This window comes from Methylocella sp., from assembly GCF_041905455.1.
Taxonomy (GTDB): domain Bacteria; phylum Pseudomonadota; class Alphaproteobacteria; order Rhizobiales; family Beijerinckiaceae; genus Methylocapsa.
Map to the genome: position 1 here is coordinate 36,498 of NZ_JAYRLA010000010.1, position 19,438 is coordinate 55,935.

A 19,438-nucleotide genomic window follows, 5' to 3' on the forward strand; every position below is an offset into this window, starting at 1 on the left:
GGCTCATGATCCGGCTCATGGCGGCGGCGAGGCCGCGCGCCGGCGATGCTGGCCCGCGGCGGCGCCCGCGGGCCTCGGCGCGTCGACCGGTTTGCCGTCGAGCGCGGCGATGGAGATCTCGGCTCCGTCGCGCAGGCGGTCGACGCCGTCGACGACGACCCTGTCGCCGGGCGAAAGGCCCTCCAGCACCGCGAAGCGGCCGGAGTCCTGCGGCCCGAGCTTCACCTTGCGGATGGAGACCTTGCCGTCGGCCCCGATGAGATAGACATAGGCGCCGGGCGCGCCGCGCTGGATCGCCGTGGTCGGGACGGTGACCGCGTCTTTCAGAAGGTCGACGAGGAGCTGCGCGTTGACGAACTGGTTCGGGTAGAGCCGCCCGTCGGGATTGTCGAAGATCGCGCGCAGCTTGAGCGTGCCCGTCGTCGCGTCGATCTGGTTGTCGAGCGTGTCGAGCTTGCCCACGGCGAGCCTTCGCACATTGGCGCGGTCGAACAGCGACACCTCCATCTGCGCGCCGGCGGCGCGCTTCTCGAGGATCGCCGGCAGCTCGTCTTCGGCCACGGTGAAGATCACCGAGATGGGATCGAGCTGGGTCACCACGGCGATGCCGGAGGAATCGCTCGTCTGAACGTAATTGCCGACGTCGACGAGGCGCAGCCCGATCCGCCCGTCGATCGGCGAGACGATGTGGGCGTAGACGAGATTCAGCGCCTGCGCGTCGATCAGCGCCTGGTCGGCCTTCAGCGCGCCCTCGTACTGCTTGACGAGGTAGACTTGGTCTTCGGCGGTCTGGCGCGCGATCGAATCCTGCTTCAGGAGGCTCTGGAAGCGCTGCATGTTGTTGCGCGCCTGGTCGAGCAGGCCCTGGTCGCGCGCGAGCTGGCCTTCATACTGGGCCTTGGCGATCTCGAAGGGGCGCGGATCGACCTGCGCGAGGAAATCGCCTTTCTTGACGATCTGGCCTTCCTTGAAGGCGACCTCGGTCAGCTGACCGTTGACCTGCGTCTTGACCGTCGCCGTGGCGAGCGGATTGACGGCGCCCAGCCCGTTCACGATCACCCTGACGTCGCCGCGCCCGACGGTCGCCGCGCCGACCGGCTGCGAGACGGATATGCGCTCGGGCGGCTGCTCGGAGGCGGAGCGCTCGCGCGTGATGAAGCGATAGGCGCCGAAGGCGATGACGCCGGCCAGCAAAATCAGGATCGCCCGCTTCAGCGGCGACTTCTTCGGCTCGGTCGGGCCGGGCGCAGCGGGCGGCGCGCCCGGCGCCTCGCGCGTGCGCTCGGCCTCCTTCAGGCCGTGTTCGGCGTCTTCAGCGCGCATGTAGACCGTGTCGGTCGTCTCCTGAGCGGCGGGTCGCGAGCGGTCATCCATCAGGCGTATCCAGGGGTTGCGCGGCCGCGCCAGTGAAACATAGGCGTCGTTCCGACCGAATCAATTCTTCGTACCGCGGCGTCACAGGCGCGGGACGAGGCCGCCGGCGGCCTCGAGCGCCTGCGCGCTCGGGAGATCGTCTGCGCTCCATCCGCCGCCGAGCGCCTCGATCAGCTGAACCGTGGCGAGAAAGCGGTTCTGGCGCACGGTCAGCGACGAAATCTGGTTGGACAGGAGCTGCGCCTGCGCGACGACGACGGCGGTGAAGGCGACGGTGCCCGCCGTGTACTGGTTGAGCAGCACGTCGACCTGCTCCTGCGCCGCCTTCACCGCCTCGTCCTGCACCTTCTGCTGCTGCGCCAGGATGCGGATCGCCGCGAGCTGGTCCTCGACGCCCTGGAAGGCGGAGAGCACCGTCTGGCGGTAAGTGGCCACGGCCTGGTCGTAGGTCGCGCGCGCGGCGTCGACCGTCGCGCTGCGCAGCCCTCCGTCGAACACGGTCTGCGCCGCGCTGAAGGCGACGCTCCACAGCTCGTTGGCGGCGCTGACGGCGAGCGGCCCGCGCCCGGCGAAGCCATAGGCGGCGGAAAGGCTGATGTCGGGATAATAGGCGGCGATGGCGACGCCGATGAGCGCGTTCTGCTGCTGCATCGCGCGTTCGGCGGCGGCGATGTCCGGCCGCCGTTCGAGGAGCGTCGAGGGCAGGGCGACGGGAACGCCCGGCGGCGTCACGGCGAAGGCGGCGCGCTTGACGTCGAGCTCGGCGGGCGGGCGGCCGATCAGGACCGCGATGGCGTGCTCGTATTGCGCCCGGCTGACCCCCACGTTGATCGCCTGCGCCTGCGTGTTGAGGAGCTGCGTGCGCGCCGTGGCGACGTCGGCCTTGGACACGACGCCGGCGGCGTACTGGCGCTCGGTGATCTCCAGCGTGCGCTGGTAGTCGCGCGCCGTGCGGTCGTAGAGATCTTTCAGCGCGTCGGACGCGCGCAGGTTGTAATAGGCGACGGCGAGGAGCGCCTGCGCCGAAAGCGTCGCTTCGGCGACGTCGGCGGCCGAAAGCTGAGCCCCGGCGACGTCGCTCTCCACCGCGCGGCGCACCTTGCCCCAGATGTCCGGCGTGAAGGCGGCCTGCGGCCCGGCGTCGAAAGTGTAAAGCGTCGTCGCGGTTCCGGTCGAGAAGCCGCTCGTGCGCGACCCGTTATGCGCGCCGGTTCCCGTGTAGGCGACGGACACGGTCGGATAGAGGCTCGACTGCGCCTCGCGCACCAGCGCCTTGGCCGAGCGATAGGCGGCGTCCGAGGCGGCGACGTTCTGGTTCGAGACCGCGACTTGCGAGATCAGCCCGGAGAGGGTTTGATCCTTGAACGGGCGCCACCATTCCCCGCGCGGCATGTCGTCGAGCGGCGTCGCCCGCTTCCACCCCTTCATCTCCTTATAGGCGACGGGCGTCGGCGCGGGGGGCTTCACATAATCGGGGCCGACGGCGCAGCCGACGAGCGCGACGCAGGGCGCGAGGGCGGCGAGAGCGCGCCGAACAGGCGAAATCGACGGCGGGATCGGCACCTGGCCTCGTTCATCCTTGGCGCCGTGCCCCAGGGCGCGATGCGCAGGGAAGCGGAACCGGGGCGGATCGCTCGGTAGCAAGCGAGCGTGGCGCAAGCAAGGCTCCATGCGAAAGGGCGCAGGAGCGCCCGTCAACACAATGTGACGACCTCGGCGACAGCCCCGGCGAAACCCAAAGGCCGGCTGAAACGAATAGACCGCGAGAAGTTAAGGACAACGCCAGACGCATGTCGCCCTTTCTGCGCCCGTTCGCCGACCGCGCCGGTCGGTTCTCTCCGCTCAAGACCGGCGCCTTCGCGCTGGCGGCGGCGCCGACGCTCTGGTTCGTCGCGCTCGTCGCCGGGCCCGGCCTCGGGCCGCGGCCGCTGTCGGCGGCGACGCATGAGGCGGGGCTCGCCACGCTGCGGCTCGTCGCGCTGACGCTCGCCGTCACGCCGCTGCGCCTCGCGCTCCGCCGCCCCAACCTCGTCTCGACGCGGCGCATCTTCGGAGTCTGGGCTTTCGCCTATGGCCTCGCCCATGTCGCCTTCTATGTCGCGAGCCAGCATTTCGACCTCTGGCGCGTTGGCGACGAGATCGTCCGGCGCGTCTATCTGGCGATCGGCGTCTGCGCCTTCCTCATGCTGAGCGCGCTCGCCGTCACCTCGACCGACGCGATGATCGCGCGGCTCGGCTCCGCGCGCTGGAGAAGGCTGCATCGCGCCGTGTACGCCATCGCCGTTCTCGGCTGCGTCCATTTCTTCATGCAATCGAAGCTCGACGTCAGCCAAGCGATCATGATGTCCGGGATTTTCGCCCTGCTGCTCGCGTTCCGGCTCGCCGCCGGCGCCTTCGGCGATCTTTCGGCCGGGATGATCGCGCTCGTCGGCGCGGCCTGCGCCGCCACGACGGCGCTTTTCGAGGCAGGCTGGTTCGCATGGTCGGCCGGCGCGCCCTTCGACCGGGCGCTGGCCTCCAATCTCGACTTCTCCTACATGGTCCGCCCGGCCTGGTTCGTGCTGGCGGTCGGCGGCCTCCTGACTTTCGCGCGGCTCGCCCGAGCTGCGGCGCCGCGCGCGTCGGGCCGGCCGCGACTGGCGCGCAAGACGCAGGCGGCGGCGTGACGGCAGGCCGGCGCGTCAGACGGCGGCCGCCGCAGCGTCGCGCCGGGGAGCCGCCGGCGGCTCGGCTGTGGTCCGCCGCGGCAGGCCGCCGTGGCGGGCGAGGTGGCGGGCCATTCTTTCGGCCGCCGCCGGATCGTCGAAATGCAGGCCTTCCATCGCGTTGAAGGCGTGCGAGGCGGCGAAGAAATTATACGATCGGTCGGCGCCGTCGCGGGCGACGATTCCTGCGGTGCGTCCGCCGATCTGGATGACATAGGCGTTGCGCATTTTGAAACAGCGTCCTCACGCGCTGAACGACCAATAGTACACAAAATTTATATACTTTTAAACAGCCTTACCGGCGCTGCGCACCAAGCATGTTTCGCGCCTTTCCAAGGCGATCTTTCAAATGTCTCCGGCATCTTACATGACCTGCGACAAAATGGCTTGCTTTCGATCAAGCCGCGCGAAGGGCCGTCCGCCATCCTTCGCGCGTAATGACAATTCCGACGAACGTGGAAGGATCCGCGCGCGACGTCCGTATGCCGACGCACACTTGCGCGAGGCTCACGTCTTTTGCGCGACGCCCGCGCGAAGAAATTTTGGGAAAAGCCGCCCTTCGGCTGGCGGAAGGTCGTCAGTCGAGGAACAGGCTCGAGACGCTTTCTTCCTTGGCGATGCGGGCGATGGCCTCGCCGATCAGCGGCGCGATCGACACGACGCGGATGTTCTTCGAGACGCGGATCGCCTCCGTCGTCTGGATGGTGTCGGTCAGCACCAGCTCCTTGAGGCTCGAAGCGGTGATGCGGGCCGCGGCGCCGCCCGACAGCACGCCATGCGTGATGTAGGCGTAGACCTCGCGCGCGCCTTGCGCGAGCAGCGCGTCGGCGGCGTTGCACAAGGTGCCGCCGGAATCGACGATGTCGTCGATCAGGATGCAGGTCTTGCCGCCGACCTCGCCGATGATGTTCATCACTTCCGATTCGCCGGCGCGCTCGCGCCGCTTGTCGACGATTGCGAGCGGCGCGTCGATGCGCTTGGCCAGCGCTCTGGCGCGCACGACGCCGCCGACGTCGGGCGACACGACCATGACGTCGTCGCCGCGCAGCCGCTCGCGGATGTCGCGCACGAGGACCGGCGCCGCGAACAGATTGTCGGTCGGTATGTCGAAGAAGCCCTGGATCTGTCCGGCGTGAAGGTCGACCGTCAGCACACGGTCGGCGCCGGCCCTCGTGATGAGATTGGCGACGAGCTTGGCCGAGATCGGGGTGCGCGGGCCCGGCTTGCGGTCCTGCCGCGCATAGCCGAAATAGGGAATGACCGCGGTGATGCGCCGCGCCGACGCGCGCCGCAGCGCGTCGGTCATGATCAGCATCTCCATCAGATGGTCGTTCGCCGGATAGGACGTCGACTGGACGATAAACGCGTCCTGGCCGCGCACGTTCTCCTGGATTTCGACGAAGATCTCCATGTCGGCGAAACGGCGCACCTGACATTTCGTCATCGGCAGGCCGAGATAGGCGGCGATCGCCTCCGTTAGGGGACGGTTGGAGTTCCCCGCAAGAATCTTCATCAATTCAACTCTCACCGGCCGGACGGCGGCATCCTCTTAACCGCACGACGGCCGGAGAGGCAATGGCGAAGCTGACTTTTCCGCAAGCGGCGCGCCCCGCCTGCTCGACGCGGGTCCAGGTCTTGCTACCTGACGCGGGTCCAGGTCTCGGAGCCGCAAATGCCGCCGTTCGGCCCGCAGCCCTTGATGACGATGCTACGTTCGTTGGATTGCGTCAGGGTGGCGTTGTAGAACAGGCCGTCCTCGGCGTTGTAGGTCGTGCCGGTCCAGGCGTTCTCGCCGTTCGGGCGCAGGTTGATGAGGACCTCGATCCCGAGCACCGACCGGTTGCGCTTGCTCGGATCGGGATTGCGCTCGTCCTTGCCGGGCGCGCCGCGCGTCGAGGCGACCGAGCCGCACAGGGCCGCTCCGCATTTCCTGATGCGCACGGTCGCGCTTCCGTCGGCGACCCGCCACTCCCCGGTCGGGTCGGCGCTCGCCGGCCCGGCGTAGAGGACGCCGGCGGCGAGGGCCGTCAGGATCAAGCGCTTCATTTTTCCTCCCGTAACTCTAACGAGCGTTTCGGCGCGCGATCATAGTCGGACCGGCGCTCGTGTCGAGGAGGAAGTCGGCCAGTGAGAAAGCCCCGCGCGGACGTCGACCGCATGGCGCGCGAATCAAGTTTTCTTGTTCGCAGGCGTCCGCTCTTGCGCTGACGGGTCTTTAAAGATCAAATATGCCGCGCTTTCAGGCGACGGCTCGGCAGCAGCGCCGGTCCGCGCCCCATGACCAGCGAAGCCACGTAACCGACCTGCACGGAAGCCAGAACGACGGCCAGTTCTGCGGCCGCCTGAAGGAGCGACGTGGAGAAGACGGTCGGGCCGGACAGCGCGAGCACAACGGCCAGCGCGCAGCCTGGAATAAGGACGTAGACGCGGAAGAACCGGCCGAGCGCCATCCCCAGTAATAGTCCGACCAAAAGCAGGTTGATCATCTCGATGTCTCCCGGCGAGTCTTTTTATCGTTGATCGCCAATCGCAAGACGCTTGCTTCAGCGGCAACTTGCTTCAGCCTACGCGGATTCGAAAGCCTCTTTTTACGTCATTTCAACGCTCGCCGGACGGGCGGACCCTCCGTTTCGCGGCGACGCCAGACCATTGCTGAAGTGTTAAACTTCATACTTCATCACAATAGAACTGCTTTATCCGTCATAGCAACCCGCATTCGATGCTGCGTCGCGGCAAGAAAAGCGCATTCAAAGCCGCGCCTCGCGCACAGGGGCGCTGTTTTGCAGCGCCGACGAAGCACGCACGCGAAAGGCGCAGGCTCGGGGGCCCACGCCTTTTTGGCGAAAATTCTTTTTCGTTCAGTTTATTAGGCGAATGCTTCGCTAGATCGGCGTCGCCATCCGATATACGCGCGTAGCTTGCACAAACGGCCGCGCCTGCTGTGCAACGCATCCAATCTAAGCGTTTTTGCTTAGGTGCGACAAAAAAATCACAGCCATCGCCTGGTCAATTTACGCGTAGCTTCGGGCTGGGCCATGAACCGCCAATTATAGATCAGATTGGAAATCAGTTTGAGCGAGACGAGCGCGGCGGCGAAAAGAACGAGACTGCGCATTCCGGAATCCTGCGTTTGGCTGCGCCGCGCGTTCGCGGTGCCCGCGCGACCAACTCGTCACGCAGGCGCGCAGTTCCGGAGCCCCGCCGCGGAGAGCCCGCGGCGGACGCCGCCGGTTTTCAGAGCCCTTCGAACAGCGCGGTCGACAGGTAGCGCTCGGCGAAGGAGGGGATGACGACCACGATCGTCTTGCCCTCGGCTTCCGGGCGCTGGCCGATTTCGATCGCCGCGGCGAGCGCCGCGCCGGACGAGATGCCGACGGGCACGCCCTCGAGGCGGGCGACGAGCCGGGCGGTGTCGAACGCCGTCTGGTTGCCCGTCGTGACGACTTCGTCGATCACTGACGTGTTGAGGATCGACGGCACGAATCCGGCGCCGATGCCCTGGATTTTGTGAGGCCCTGGCTGTCCGCCGGAGAGCACGGGCGAATCCTCGGGCTCGACCGCCACGACCGTGAGGCCAGGCCGGCGCGGCTTCAGCACCTCGCCGACGCCGGTGATCGTTCCGCCGGTGCCGACGCCCGAGACGAAATAGTCGATCTCGCCGTTCGTGTCGTTCCAGATCTCCTCGGCCGTCGTCTTCTTGTGGATCTCGACGTTGGCGGGGTTGTCGAACTGGCGCGGAATCCAGGAGTCGGGGGTCGCCTCGGCGAGCTCCTCCGCCTTGGCGATCGCGCCCTTCATGCCTTGCGCCGCGGGCGTCAGCACCAGCTCGGCGCCGAGCAGGGCGAGCATCTTGCGCCGCTCGATCGACATCGACTCCGGCATGACGAGGATGAGCTTGTAGCCGCGCGCCGCCGCCGTGAAGGCGAGGGCGATGCCGGTGTTGCCGGAGGTCGGCTCGATCAGGGTGGTCTCGCCGCGCCTGATCTTGCCCTCGGCCTCGAGCGTCGAGATCATGTGCTCGCCGATGCGGTCCTTGACGCTGGCGAGCGGATTGAAAAACTCGAGCTTGGCGAGGATCTTCGCCTTGAGCCCCTTCTCGTTCTCGAGCTTGGCGAGGCGCACGAGCGGCGTGTCGCCGATCGTCTCCGTGATCGAGTTATAGATGCGGCCGCGTCCCGGGATGTGCTCGGGGGCGTCGGCCTGCCGGGCAGCGCTCTGCGCCATGATCTTTACTCCATGCCGTTGTTGCGCGCCGGCCTGTCCTTGCGGACCGCCGGCGTCATGATCTTCTGGGTGAGGAAGCCTGACGTGACGCGGACCGTCGGCCGCTCAGGCTGCGTGCGCGCGTCAGGCCAGCCGCCGCGCGAAACGCGTGGCCATCGGCGCAATCTATAAAGCCTAGGAAATTTGTCAATAATTGTGAAGCTCATGCTGCGTCGCCCGTTCGCGCCGCGAGGCCGGTCGCGGCGACAAGCGCCTGATCGAGGTCGGCCAGAATGTCGTCGACATGCTCCAGCCCGATGGATAGCCGAACGTAGCCCGGCGTGACGCCGCTCAGGAACTGGTCCTGCGCGGAAAGCTGCGAATGGGTCGTCGTCGCCGGATGGATCGCGAGGCTTCGCGCGTCACCGATGTTGGCGACGTGATAGAACAGCTTCAGCGCGTCGATGAAGGCGCGCCCCTCTTCAACATTCGCCAGCTCGAAGCCGACGAGGCCGCCGTAGCCGCCCGCGAGATAGCGGTCGGCGCGCTGGCGAGCGGCGCCCGACTGCAGCGATGGATGGATGACCGCCCTGACGCCGGAGCGCCGCGAAAGCCAGCCGGCGACGGCTTCGGCGCTGCGCGAATGGCGCTCGATCCGCAGCGCGACCGTCTCGATCCCTTGCAGCAGCAGGAAGGCGTTGAAAGGCGAGATCGCCGCGCCGACGTCGCGCAGCAGCGTGGTGCGCGCCTTGATGATGTAGGCTACGGGGCCGATCGGCTTCGCCGCCTGCGTCCACACCGCGCCATGATAGCTCGGGTCGGGCGTGTTCAGCGCCGGCTGGCGCGCGGCGTGCGCCTCCCAGTCGAAATCGCCGCCGTCGACGATCAGGCCGCCGATCGAATTGCCATGGCCGCCGAGATATTTCGTGGCCGAATAGACGATGATCGCCGCGCCGTGCTTCAGCGGGCGGCAGAGCAGGGGAGCGGAGGTGTTGTCGACGATGAGCGGAACGCCGATCTCGCGTCCCGCCGCCGCGATCTCGGCGATCGGCGGCACGATCAGCTTCGGGTTGGGCAGCGTCTCAATGTAATAGGCGCGCGTGCGCTCGTCGCTTGCGGCGCGGAAGGCGGCGGGGTCGCTCGGATCGACGAAGCGGACCTCGAGCCCCTGATCCTTCAGCGTGTTGGCGAAGAGATTCCAGGTGCCGCCGTAAAGGTCTGTGCCGCTGACGATGTTGTCGCCCACGCGGGCGACGTTCTGCACGGCGAAGGCCGAGGCGGCCTGGCCCGAGGCCAGGGCGAGCGCGGCGACGCCGCCTTCGAACGCGGCGACGCGCTGCTCCAGCACGTCGGTCGTCGGATTGCCGATGCGGGTGTAGATGTTGCCAAGCTCGTTGAGGGCGAAGAGGTCGGCGGCGTGCCGCGTGTCATGGAACTGGTAGGAGGTGGTCTGATAGATCGGCACCGCCACCGCGCCGGTCGCGGGGTCGGCGCGCCAGCCCGCATGCAACGCCAGAGTCTCCGGCTTCAAACCTTCCGCCATACATATCTCCGGTTGAAACGGCGCCGCAGAAAATCCGTCGCGCGCCTGATCGCTCCGTCCGCGACGTGCGAGCGCTCTAGAACTTGGCCGCGCCGCGGACGAGCGTCGCGGCGTCGCGAGGCGTCGCGCCTTCCGCCCCGGCCCCGGCGCGCGCGCGCCGCTCCTCGATCCTGACGCGAGACGAGACGGTGACGACGGCCGGCAGCCCGCTGCCTGACGCGTCGCGCCAGGATTGGCCCCAGCCTTCGTCGCTCCAACTGTCGCTTCCTCTGGGCTCGCTGTGCGTTGAAGGCGCCATGATCTCGATCCGTTGGTTCGGGCGGATTGCTTTGAAGAAGGCGATTTTACGCCAATTTTGCAACAAAATTACGCAGACGAGGGCGTTTCCAACCTGACCGTCGCGCTGCGAATTTATGGCCAGAATAGTTGATAATTTTTATAGAGTAAAGACGGGCGCACTCTCTCTTTGCGAGCTCTTTGCGAGGTGACTTAAGCCAATGCGGGCGAAAGGCTAGCCTCGACGTCGATCAATCCTAATAAGCCCTTAACGCCGCGCGCGGCGAAATCGTCGCGTCGTCACGCGGACGAATCCGTATCTGGAACGAAGAGCGCGGCCGCGCCGTTTCCCGCGCGAAAATTCGTAGAGCCGCCGCCGGCGGCGAGCCGAGGGAGGGCGCGATGCTGAGGTGGGCGCTTATATTTCTGGTGATTTCGATCATAGCCGGCTTCTTCGGCTTCTCCGGCGTGTCCGCGGCGACGGCGGACATCGCGCGCATCCTGTTCTACATCGTGCTCGTCGTCTTCCTCGTGTTCCTCGTGCTGGGGTTGATGGGCCGCGAGACGTTGTTCTAGGCGGGGAGGGCGCGTCGCCGCCCGAGGCCGCCGGGCGGCGCCGAATTTGACGATCGTCGGCGCGTGATCCCGCGGCGACGGCGCGGCCTTGCGGAAAACAACTCGGCGCGCCCTTTGGTCGCCTGCTTCACGGCGGTTTGAACTCAAAAAATCTCACATGTCGATTGCGATATGAGCGCTGGAGCCAGTGCGAGCTGCGCCGTCGCGTCTCCCGCCTGACGCGAAATCATGCGATGATCTGCGCGAGCGGCGCAAAGCCCGTTCTCGCGGCTGTGGCGTCCGCCCGAAACAGAATTCAACCGGCGAGAAGAACCATGTTTCGCGAGCTTCTGGATAAATTTTCCGGCCGGCAGCTTACGGCTGTCGCGCTGGCGGCGATCCTGGTCCCGGGCGCGCTCGGGGCCGCCGTGACGTTCCAGCCCGTCGCCATCGTCGACCCGGGAACGGGCAAACAGTCCCACGTCGACGGCGCCCGAAGGCTGTTCGTCGTCGATCCGGTCGCGGGCTATACGAACGATCCAGGCAACATCGTCAATATTGCTGATTTCTCCACAAACGCGAGCGGATTTCACCCGATATACACAGTTCCGAACGGCAAGACCTTGTTGATCAGGTCTATATCGTGGAGCTACTATAGCGATACGGAAGGAAACAACAGTTATGCATATTTATATGATGTAAAATCGAATGTAAAATTCAATTTTGAAGGACTTCACGTGGCCGAAAGCCAGACGGCCAGTTTCGCTCCCGGAATTCTTGTCGCGTCAGGAGCGCTTTCCTTTATTTACTCCGGCAAGGGCGGCTCTCGCCTTTATATTCAAGGGGATTTGCTTCCCGCCAGCGCCGCGCCCGCGCCGTCGTCGCAGGAAGCGGCGGAGCAGCTTACGACGTCCGGCCGGCTGACGGGGCAGGGACAGTCGAGGTAAGCCGCTCACGACCACCCCGGCGGACGGCTCATCCGCCATTGTGGTTTTTCACGTCATTTCATGGAAACGCATAGCCTATGTGGACACCCATGATTTTATGGAGTTTTCTCCAGCATACCGTCTAGCCAAGAATCAGACCGTCTCATATAATCGCAATCCTGAAGTGGGGCCTGAAGTGGGGGCACATGGGGCTGGCGATGACGAGGGCGAGGAACAAACTGTCGGCGCGGCAAGTGGCGGCGCTCTCCGAGCCGGGCCGACATTCGGATGGTGGAGGGCTCTATCTCGCCGTTGAGGGGTCGCGCCGGAGATGGTCCTTCTTCTTCCAGTGGCGCGGCAGGCGGCGCGAGATGGGCCTTGGAGCCTTTCCGGCCGTCTCGCTCGCCGACGCCCGCAAGGCGCGCGACGAGGCCGAGCGTCTCGTCCGCGAAGGCCGCGACCCGATCGCCGCGCGCGACGATGACCGTCTGGCGCTGGCCAAAAAGCCGACGTTCGGCGAGGCGGCTGCGGACCTTATCGCGTCCAAGTCGGGCGAGTGGCGCAATGCCAAGCATCGGGCGCAATGGACGTCGACGCTCGAAACCTACTGCGCCACGATATGGTCGAAGCACGTCGACGAGATCGACACAGGGGCGGTTCTTTCCGTCCTGCAGCCGGTCTGGACGACGAAGCCCGAGACGGCTTCGCGCCTGCGGGGACGGATAGAGGCCGTGATCGACGCAGCGCGGGCGCGCGGGCATATCTCCACCGGCGCTGCCAATCCTGCGCGCTGGCGCGGTCACCTTCAGGCGCTCTTGCCGAGGCGCGCCAAGCTCTCGCGCGGCCATCATGCGGCGCTGCCCTATGCGCAGCTTCCGGCCTTCCTCACCCGCCTGCGGCAGGCGGATGGCTTCGGCGCCCGGGCGCTTGAGTTCGCGGTCCTGACGGCGGCCCGCTCCGGTGAAGTGCTGGGCGCGATGTGGAACGAGATCGACCTAAAGGCCAAGGTCTGGACGATCCCCGCCGCCCGCATGAAGGCCGGGCGCGAGCATCGCGTCCCGTTGTCTGCACCGGCGCTGGCGATCCTTGAGGCGATGGCGAAGGTCCGAAGCGGCGATTTCGTCTTTCCGGGCCGGCGGTCGGGCCAGCCGCTTGGCGCCACGGCGATCCGCGACGCCATGCAAAGCCTGAAGGTTGGCGACGCCACGCCGCACGGCTTCCGCTCGACGTTCCGCGACTGGTGCGGTGAGGAAACCGACTTTGCGCGCGAGCTCGCCGAGGCGGCGCTGGCCCATGTCGTCGGCGACGCGGCCGAGCAAGCCTATCGCCGTGGCGACGCGATCGAGAAGCGGCGCGCCCTCATGGACGCATGGGCCACACTCTGCGGAGGCGGAAAATGACCGGGCGCATTCAAGACGGCGCATCGGCCGGCGATTGGCGCGCGCTTTTCACGTCCCGCAGATGGGAAGCGCTCGAAGGGCTATGGCGGCACCTTCCGGTCGGGGATCAGCGCGATCTGCTCGATGCGCTGCGCCGCGACGTGCCGAAAGTCGTCGTCGAGGATGGCGTTGAGCGCGTGGAGCGCCATGCGCTTCCTCGGGAGCTAGGCGACGGCGAAAAGGAATGGCAGGGCGCGGCGAAAATCGTCGCCCTTGGCGAGCTTGAGGCGGCCGTAGAGGGCGACCCACCACCGGCGAACGCGAGATGGGACGACTTGCGCGCCGAGGCCGACGCGCTCCTTCACGCCCGGATAGACGCCGAGACGCCGTTTGCCGCGCGGCCTCGGCGCAGGAAATTGAAAGAGTTGTCAGAGGAATGGCACGCCGAGAAAGCCGTTGGCGCGCTCGAAAGGTTCAACCTTCTTGTTGCATGGGCAGGGCGCGAGATGGACAGCGACGACGACCGCGACTGGTTGGCGGAAACAATCGCCGCCGTCGCCGTAGAAGTTTTCACGGCGGGCCGTCATATGCAGGCGGCGCTTGGGAAGCCGGTCGAGTTTGACGCTGTTCGCGGGCGCAAGAGTCTCGCGGCGGCGTCGGAAGGCGGGAAGGCCCGCGCGAGGATGATGAAGCATCGGACGAGCGAGACCGTCGCCGAGATGCGCCGGCTAATCGCCGAGGGACGTAGTAAGGGCCAGGCGGCGAGAATTGCGTTCAATCGCGGCTTCGGCCCGTCATTCGATGCCAATAAAAAGTTGCTCGCCCGGCAAAAATAATCGGGACACTGCCAGCCAGTGTCCCAAAACGTGGCGCTAGCTTGATCGCATCGTAGTCGATCAAGCGAGCCGTCCCATGATCTTGTCGAGTCACGAGCAATCACCCGCCGCGGTTCCCAATCGTGCGCTCTATCCGCTCAAGGAAGCGCGCTACCTTCTTGGTGGGCGAAGCCTTGCGTCGCTCTATCGCGACGCACTGGAGGGCCGCCTCAGGCTGACGAAAATCAACGGCCGGACCTACGTCTCCGCGGCCGAAATCGCCCGCCTCGCTCGTGGTGGCGAGTAATGAACGCCGCGCTGACATCGGCGATCGCCGACAATCCCAAGCTTCAGGCGGCCTTGGAAGTCGTCAAGCATCGCCTCAACATCGATCCCGACGCCCGCGACCCGCGCGCGGAGATCATCGCCCAACTCGACGCGCAATTCGCCAGCATGACAATTGCCGTGCGCGCGGCGGCGCTGACCATTCTAGACGCCTTCAATGCTCGGATGGCGAGCATCCTCGAAGGGCGGCGAAGCGGCTTCGAGGCGATGTTCGCCCAACTCGGTCCGCGCAAAATCCACACGCCCTTGGCTATCGCCCGTCAACACATCGCCGACGAGCGCGAGGCGATGCGCTTGCCCGTCGATTTCAGCTTCTTGCCGTCGCAGGCGACCGTGCTCGCCGCCGGCGAGCTTGCCAATCTATCGGCTATTTCACGATTTTATGACGTGAAATACTCGTCTCTGCGTCGCCTCGCCTTGAAGGGGCCGATGATCGCGGTGCGCGTCGAGTTGATCGCCTTCGGCCTTCACGAAGCGATGCAGGCGACCCTCACGGCGAAGGAGCAAAAGCGCCTCATTCGCAACATTGAGCGGCGCGCCATGCTGGATTTCCTTCAGCGTGACAGCACGGCCGAAGCCCGCGCGCTCGGCCTGATTTCGGAGCGTGTCGAGCGCGAAACCATTCGCCGCCTTCGGCGCGAAGTCGAGATGGAACGCGGGCCACGCCCTGCGCCGGGGCCTGTTGGCGATGGCGAGACGTGGCGCGAGCTTCGCAAAATTCTGAACAGCAATGACGATCCTTGGTCGGAGGCCGGCGACCCGCCTGCTAGCGAGGCCGACTGCATCATTCCGACGCTCAAGCGGCTTTGGCCGAGCGACGCCAAGAAATGGAGGAATTCGTAATGGCCGCAGGGCTCGGGATTGGCATCGGCTCGTTTCTGACCGGCTTCGCCAATGGCGCGAAGCTGCGGCAGGATTTCGACGACGCGGCGTGGCAGGAGAAGGCGCGCGCTCGGCAGGAAGTCGAGCAGCGGCAGGCCGACGAGGATCGGGCTGCAAACAAAGCGTGGAATGAGAAAGCGCGCGCGCAACAGGAGAAGGCGTGGTCGCAGGCCGATGAGGATCGCGCGACGCGGCTCGCAAACGAGCGCGCCAACGCGGGATGGCTCGCGAACGAGCGTGCTCGCCAGCAAGGGCAATGGGGGCGGGAAGACGCCCTTCGGCAGGCGCAGGACGCTGCCTACAACGCAGGCAGCGCCGAGCGTGAGAAGACGATCGGCCGCTCGATCTTCCCGGCGCCGACGCTGGGTCCGACGCAAGACGGCGCGCCATTGCCGGACGGTTATCGCGTCGGCTCAAAATACTATGACACGAAGGAACAGGCGCGCGAGGAGGCCGAGAAACATGCGGGCTCGATCTACAGCTTCATCACTGGGCCGCATGTCGATCGCGTCGTAAAGGCGGCCGCTGACGCGGGCGATCGTCAGTTCGCCGAAATTTATTCGAGGTGGCTTCAGGAAAAGCAGGTTCAGGACGGCGTGAAGCATTTCTCGTCTGGCGTCGCAAAATGGCATCAAGGCGACCTCGCCGGCGCTGTAGACGATTTCAGCTCGGCCTATAACGATCCGAACTATCTGCAAAACGGGTACTCGTCGCGTGTCGTCAAAATCAACAGTGATCAGGACGGCAAGCCAGCTTCGGTAGACATCGTATTCAAGAACGACGCGACCGGAGAACACTACGCCAAGACTGGCGTGACGATGAACGATTTCCTTAACAACGCCGTCAATACGCTCGCGCCCGATCAGGTCGTGAAGTTCGGGCTTCAGCGCATTCAGGCCGAGCAGGAAGCCACCGCGGCCGACGCGAATGATCGCCGCGCGCTGGCGCTCGACGTCGCCAAAAAGCGCGCCGAGATGGCGCTGAAGCGCGAGGAGCAGGGCTCCGGCAACCCATATGCCAGCGGCTCGTTCAATGAGACGCAGGGCAAGGCGGCGAGCTTCGGCGATCGCGCGGCTGAGGCCGAAAACATCCTGCGCGAGACAGAGGGCGTGAACCGCGGCGTCTCGGGCGGCTCCGGCGGCTTGATCAACGATGTGGCTCCCGACGCTGTTGGGAACATCATCGCGTCGCCCGAGCGTCAGAAGTTCAATCAGGCGGCGCGCGGCTTCATCAACGCGCTTCTCCGGCGCGAATCCGGCGCGGCGATCTCCGATAGCGAGTTTGCGAACTACAGGCAACAGTTCCTGCCGCAGCCGGGCGACAATTCCGACACGATCTTGCAGAAGCGCGCCAACCGCGTGGCGGCGATCAAGGGGCTGATGCGCGAGGCCGGGCCGTCGTACCGGCCGCCAAGGGGTTGGGAAAATCCCGACGAGGCAGGCGGAAGCGCGCTGGCGCCTGCCGCTCCGAAAGCTGCTTCTGGCGTCGGAGGTTTCAGGGCTCCCACGGGTGCGGCGCAGCGCGCGAGCGTGCTGGCCGCTGCGCGGCGGTCGATTGCGGGCGGCGCAAATCCCGATGTCGTCGCCGAGCGCCTGCGCGGCATGGGCTTCGATCCGAAGGAGCTTCAGCAATGACCGACGATCGCCCCACGAGCGACGAGGAAGCCGACGCGCTCTTTGCCGATCTCGCTCCGGCGCGCCGCGCTCCCGAGGCGGAGCAGCCAATGGGGGGCGGTTCGGATCAGTTGCCAGCGCAGGCTGCGCAGGATGAGTCCTATCGCCCCATGAGCGACCATGAGGCCGACGCGCTCTTTGCCGATCTCGCTCCGCAGAAGCCCTCTGGCGTCGCCGCGAACGTCGCCGCCGGTGTGAACGAGGGGCTCGCGGCTACGCTCGGCGCGCCCGTCGACGCGGTGACGTGGGCCGCCAACAAAGGCGCTCGCGCGCTCGGCTTCGATCGCGACATCATCCAGCATCCTTACGGCGGCAGCGAGAACCTCGCTAATCTGGCGCGCTTCTTCGGCGTCCGGACCGGCGCGGATGTCGTCTCGAATGGCCCGATGGAGCGCGCCGCGCGCGCAGCAGGCGCCGGCGTCGGGGCAACCGTCGCGCCGCAGGCCATGCTCGGCGCGCTGGCCAAAGCCGGGGCTTTGACGCCGGCGGCGATGGAAGCGTTCGGCTCGATCATCGGCCAGCCGGCGACGTTGGGCCAGGCCGCGGCTGATGTGACGATCGGCGCGGCGTCCGGCGGCGGCGGCTCTCTGGCGGGCGACGCGGCGCAGGAGAGCGGCTATGGTCCGGGCGGGCAGGCGATCGCGGGCGCGGTCGGAGGGTTGGCCGGCGGCCTCGCCGCGGGCGTCGCGACCTCCGCAGTCGGCAAGGCGGCGGAGGAGGCCGGCGGCTACATCGCGCGCAGGAAGGCGCGTCGCGCCGGAGAGACGGGTTCCGCCGTCGAGGGCGGGCTGATCTACGACGCCGCCGCGCGGAAGCTCGAACGGGCTGTTGGCGGCGAGCAAGCCGCGAAGGGCGTCGCCGACGATCTTCGATACGCCGAAACTCTTGTTCCCGGTTCGGAGCCGACAGCCTTTCAGGCTTCCGGCAATATGGAGCTCGGCTCGCTTGAGCGCGCGGCGGCGACGAAAGACCCGGTGTCGTTCCAGCAAAGGCGCGCTGATCAAAACGCCGCCCGCCTCGACGCCCTCGAAGCCATCGCCCCCGAGGGCTCGCCGGAGGCCGTTCCTGCGCATCTGCGCCAGTCCCGCGCCGACATGGATGCGGAGGCCACGCGCGCCCTCGACGCGGCGACAGGCAAGGCGGCGGAGGCGACGCGCACCCTGGGCGGCGACCTCCCGCCCGAAGCCGCCGGGCAGGCCATGCGCGCCGAAGCCCTCGCCGCCGAGCGCGCCGCGCGCGACAACGAGCGCCAGCTTTGGTCGGCCGTCGACCCCAATGGGACGCTCACCCTTCCCGCCGCCTCGACGACGGGCGCGGCCGCGAAGATCGTCGGCGACATGCCGAAGTCGGCCAAGCCGATGCAGGGTGAGGAAGCTGCGATCTTCGATGTTGCGCGGTCTTATGGTGAGCAGACGCCCTTCCGCGAGCTGACGGCGCTGCGCTCGCGCGTCTCGACGGCGATGCGCGACGAGCTTTCGACCAGCGGCCAGACGCCGAGCTACGCCCGTCTGGCGCGGCTGCGCGGGGCGATCGAGGACGACATCACCGGCGCGGCTGATGCGCCGCATTTCGACCCCGAAGCTGCTTCGCGCCTTCAGGCGGCGTCGGCGGCGACGAAGGACCGCGCGCAGACCTTCGGCGCGCTGCGCGACATCACGCGCCGTTCCGGCCAGTCCGGCCCGTTCAGCACGCCCGACGCCGTGGTTCCGGGCAAGATCTTCCAGTCGGGGCCGAAGGGCTTCGAGAGCGCGAGCGCCTACAGGCGCGCGGTCGGCGACGAGACTGCGACGGCCGGGCTCGCCGACTACGCCGCCATGAGCTTGCGTCGCGCGGCGGAGCGCGTTGACGGCGTGCTCGATCCGGCGAAGGTCGCAACATGGCGCGACAAGCATCAGGACGCCCTGCGCGCGCTGCCGGGCCTCGACGCGAAGTTCGCCGACGCGCAGAAGGCCGCCGAGGCGATCGGCGACGTCGCCGTGCGCCAGCGTCAGGCGGCCGACGCGTTCAGCTTCGGCGCGGTCGGCAAGCTGCTTGGGATCGACGATCCGGCGGACGTTCAGCGCGTCATCGGCGGCGTGTTCACGCGTCAGGACGCGGCGAAGCAGATGCGCCACCTTGCCGAGCTGACCGCCGGCAAGGTCGAGGCGCGCCAAGGCCTGCGCAAGGCCGTCGCCGACATCATCGTCTCGAAGGCGAGTCTGACCGGCGAGGCGGCGACGAGCGGGCGCGACCAGCTCTCGGCCGACAAGTTCAGCGCCTTCCTGAAGCAGAACCGACAGGCGATGCGCCACGTCTTCAACGACGCCGAGCTGGAAAGCATGACCGCGGTCGCGAGCGACATGCGCAGGGCGAGCCGCTCGCTCAACGCCGTGCGCATTCCGAACCAGTCGAACACCAGCCAGGACTTGCTCGCCGTCAGCCGCGGTAGGCCCTCGATCCTCGAGACGCTGCTTGCGGCCAAGGACGCCCCCGGCGGAATGATCGCGGCGACGATGCTTGGTCATGCCTTCGGCGCGCCCGCCATCGCGGCGAGCGTCGTGGCTTCGTTCCGGCATGCAGGACTTCAGCGCGTCGACGATGTTGTGAAGCAGGCATTGCTCGACCCGCAGCTCGCAAAACGCCTGCTCGAACGCGCCGCACAGACCAGAGGCGAGCAGGCCGCCCATGCCCGAGGGCTCGGGGCCGCCCTTACGCGCTCGGCCGTCCTTCCCTCCATCACCCGACCTTCGTCGGGCTCCAATCCCTGAACCTTGAGGATCATC

At 66.9% G+C, this 19,438-nt stretch carries 18 protein-coding genes; 9 read left to right on the forward strand and 9 right to left on the reverse strand.

What is annotated here, in order from left to right; translation table 11 throughout:
• Nucleotides 1-15 precede the first annotated feature (15 nt).
• On the reverse strand, nt 16-1,374 hold the full coding sequence (locus tag ACE3OG_RS10135) for an efflux RND transporter periplasmic adaptor subunit (RefSeq protein WP_374308198.1): 1,359 nt from the start codon (nt 1,372-1,374) through the stop codon (nt 16-18).
• 81 nt (nt 1,375-1,455) lie between these two features.
• A complete protein-coding gene (locus ACE3OG_RS10140; RefSeq protein ID WP_374308199.1) occupies nt 1,456-2,937 on the reverse strand; it encodes an efflux transporter outer membrane subunit in 1,482 nt (493 codons plus the stop codon).
• Nucleotides 2,938-3,164: 227 nt separating this feature from the next.
• Here ACE3OG_RS10140 and ACE3OG_RS10145 point away from each other — a divergent pair, with 227 nt between their 5' ends.
• Nucleotides 3,165-4,040 (forward strand): sulfite oxidase heme-binding subunit YedZ, encoded by an 876-nt coding sequence (locus ACE3OG_RS10145; protein ID WP_374308201.1) that lies wholly within the window; start codon nt 3,165-3,167, stop codon nt 4,038-4,040.
• Nucleotides 4,041-4,055: 15 nt separating this feature from the next.
• Here ACE3OG_RS10145 and ACE3OG_RS10150 read toward each other — a convergent pair whose 3' ends face one another.
• From ACE3OG_RS10150 to ACE3OG_RS10180, 7 genes are all read right to left on the reverse strand, one after another.
• Nucleotides 4,056-4,307, reverse strand: a complete 252-nt coding sequence (locus tag ACE3OG_RS10150) for a hypothetical protein (protein WP_374308203.1) — start codon at nt 4,305-4,307, stop codon at nt 4,056-4,058.
• A 349-nt stretch (nt 4,308-4,656) separates the two neighbouring features.
• Nucleotides 4,657-5,592, reverse strand: a complete 936-nt coding sequence (locus tag ACE3OG_RS10155; protein WP_374308205.1) for a ribose-phosphate pyrophosphokinase — start codon at nt 5,590-5,592, stop codon at nt 4,657-4,659.
• 125 nt (nt 5,593-5,717) lie between these two features.
• A complete protein-coding gene (locus ACE3OG_RS10160) occupies nt 5,718-6,125 on the reverse strand; it encodes a DUF2147 domain-containing protein (RefSeq protein ID WP_374308207.1) in 408 nt (135 codons plus the stop codon).
• A gap of 176 nt (nt 6,126-6,301) precedes the next feature.
• Nucleotides 6,302-6,565, reverse strand: a complete 264-nt coding sequence (locus ACE3OG_RS10165; RefSeq protein ID WP_374308209.1) for a hypothetical protein — start codon at nt 6,563-6,565, stop codon at nt 6,302-6,304.
• Between the two features lie 748 nt (nt 6,566-7,313).
• Nucleotides 7,314-8,303 (reverse strand): cysteine synthase A, encoded by a 990-nt coding sequence (gene cysK / locus ACE3OG_RS10170; RefSeq protein WP_374308211.1) that lies wholly within the window; start codon nt 8,301-8,303, stop codon nt 7,314-7,316.
• Between the two features lie 202 nt (nt 8,304-8,505).
• Nucleotides 8,506-9,825 carry an O-acetylhomoserine aminocarboxypropyltransferase/cysteine synthase family protein gene (locus ACE3OG_RS10175; RefSeq protein ID WP_374308213.1) on the reverse strand — a complete coding sequence of 440 codons (1,320 nt, stop codon included), beginning with the start codon at nt 9,823-9,825 and terminating at the stop codon, nt 8,506-8,508.
• 76 nt (nt 9,826-9,901) lie between these two features.
• Nucleotides 9,902-10,189 carry a hypothetical protein gene (locus ACE3OG_RS10180; RefSeq protein ID WP_374308215.1) on the reverse strand — a complete coding sequence of 96 codons (288 nt, stop codon included), beginning with the start codon at nt 10,187-10,189 and terminating at the stop codon, nt 9,902-9,904.
• 314 nt (nt 10,190-10,503) lie between these two features.
• Here ACE3OG_RS10180 and ACE3OG_RS10185 point away from each other — a divergent pair, with 314 nt between their 5' ends.
• The 8 genes from ACE3OG_RS10185 (at nt 10,504) to ACE3OG_RS10220 (ending at nt 19,423) form a co-directional block, all read left to right on the forward strand.
• Nucleotides 10,504-10,677 (forward strand): DUF1328 domain-containing protein, encoded by a 174-nt coding sequence (locus ACE3OG_RS10185; protein WP_374308217.1) that lies wholly within the window; start codon nt 10,504-10,506, stop codon nt 10,675-10,677.
• Nucleotides 10,678-10,991: 314 nt separating this feature from the next.
• On the forward strand, nt 10,992-11,603 hold the full coding sequence (locus ACE3OG_RS10190; RefSeq protein ID WP_374308219.1) for a hypothetical protein: 612 nt from the start codon (nt 10,992-10,994) through the stop codon (nt 11,601-11,603).
• A gap of 197 nt (nt 11,604-11,800) precedes the next feature.
• Nucleotides 11,801-12,982 (forward strand): tyrosine-type recombinase/integrase, encoded by a 1,182-nt coding sequence (locus ACE3OG_RS10195; protein WP_374308220.1) that lies wholly within the window; start codon nt 11,801-11,803, stop codon nt 12,980-12,982.
• Entirely contained in the window at nt 12,979-13,797 is an 819-nt protein-coding gene (locus ACE3OG_RS10200; protein WP_374308222.1) for a hypothetical protein, read from the forward strand. The genes ACE3OG_RS10195 and ACE3OG_RS10200 overlap by 4 nt, the downstream gene beginning before the upstream one ends.
• A 76-nt stretch (nt 13,798-13,873) precedes the next feature.
• The gene (locus ACE3OG_RS10205; protein ID WP_374308224.1) at nt 13,874-14,083 is read left to right on the forward strand and encodes a hypothetical protein; all 210 of its coding nucleotides are present in this window, start codon (nt 13,874-13,876) and stop codon (nt 14,081-14,083) included.
• Entirely contained in the window at nt 14,083-14,964 is an 882-nt protein-coding gene (locus ACE3OG_RS10210; RefSeq protein ID WP_374308226.1) for a hypothetical protein, read from the forward strand. Before ACE3OG_RS10205 ends, ACE3OG_RS10210 begins: the two co-directional genes overlap by 1 nt.
• Nucleotides 14,964-16,637, forward strand: coding sequence for a hypothetical protein (locus tag ACE3OG_RS10215; protein ID WP_374308228.1), 1,674 nt, complete (start codon nt 14,964-14,966; stop codon nt 16,635-16,637). Before ACE3OG_RS10210 ends, ACE3OG_RS10215 begins: the two co-directional genes overlap by 1 nt.
• A complete protein-coding gene (locus ACE3OG_RS10220; RefSeq protein WP_374308229.1) occupies nt 16,634-19,423 on the forward strand; it encodes a hypothetical protein in 2,790 nt (929 codons plus the stop codon). The genes ACE3OG_RS10215 and ACE3OG_RS10220 overlap by 4 nt, the downstream gene beginning before the upstream one ends.
• Nucleotides 19,424-19,438 lie beyond the last annotated feature (15 nt).

Bases quoted from the DNA above. Each gene is read 5' to 3' on its own strand.
- ACE3OG_RS10135 (WP_374308198.1), bottom strand. From the start codon at position 1,374: ATGGATGACCGCTCGCGACCCGCCGCTCAGGAGACGACCGACACGGTC.
- ACE3OG_RS10190 (WP_374308219.1), top strand. From the start codon at position 10,992: ATGTTTCGCGAGCTTCTGGATAAATTTTCCGGCCGGCAGCTTACGGCT.
- ACE3OG_RS10150 (WP_374308203.1), bottom strand. From the start codon at position 4,307: ATGCGCAACGCCTATGTCATCCAGATCGGCGGACGCACCGCAGGAATC.
- ACE3OG_RS10195 (WP_374308220.1), top strand. From the start codon at position 11,801: ATGACGAGGGCGAGGAACAAACTGTCGGCGCGGCAAGTGGCGGCGCTC.
- cysK (WP_374308211.1), bottom strand. From the start codon at position 8,303: ATGGCGCAGAGCGCTGCCCGGCAGGCCGACGCCCCCGAGCACATCCCG.
- ACE3OG_RS10220 (WP_374308229.1), top strand. From the start codon at position 16,634: ATGACCGACGATCGCCCCACGAGCGACGAGGAAGCCGACGCGCTCTTT.
- ACE3OG_RS10160 (WP_374308207.1), bottom strand. From the start codon at position 6,125: ATGAAGCGCTTGATCCTGACGGCCCTCGCCGCCGGCGTCCTCTACGCC.
- ACE3OG_RS10185 (WP_374308217.1), top strand. From the start codon at position 10,504: ATGCTGAGGTGGGCGCTTATATTTCTGGTGATTTCGATCATAGCCGGC.
- ACE3OG_RS10200 (WP_374308222.1), top strand. From the start codon at position 12,979: ATGACCGGGCGCATTCAAGACGGCGCATCGGCCGGCGATTGGCGCGCG.
- ACE3OG_RS10145 (WP_374308201.1), top strand. From the start codon at position 3,165: ATGTCGCCCTTTCTGCGCCCGTTCGCCGACCGCGCCGGTCGGTTCTCT.
- ACE3OG_RS10210 (WP_374308226.1), top strand. From the start codon at position 14,083: ATGAACGCCGCGCTGACATCGGCGATCGCCGACAATCCCAAGCTTCAG.
- ACE3OG_RS10155 (WP_374308205.1), bottom strand. From the start codon at position 5,592: ATGAAGATTCTTGCGGGGAACTCCAACCGTCCCCTAACGGAGGCGATC.
- ACE3OG_RS10175 (WP_374308213.1), bottom strand. From the start codon at position 9,825: ATGGCGGAAGGTTTGAAGCCGGAGACTCTGGCGTTGCATGCGGGCTGG.
- ACE3OG_RS10205 (WP_374308224.1), top strand. From the start codon at position 13,874: ATGATCTTGTCGAGTCACGAGCAATCACCCGCCGCGGTTCCCAATCGT.
- ACE3OG_RS10165 (WP_374308209.1), bottom strand. From the start codon at position 6,565: ATGATCAACCTGCTTTTGGTCGGACTATTACTGGGGATGGCGCTCGGC.
- ACE3OG_RS10215 (WP_374308228.1), top strand. From the start codon at position 14,964: ATGGCCGCAGGGCTCGGGATTGGCATCGGCTCGTTTCTGACCGGCTTC.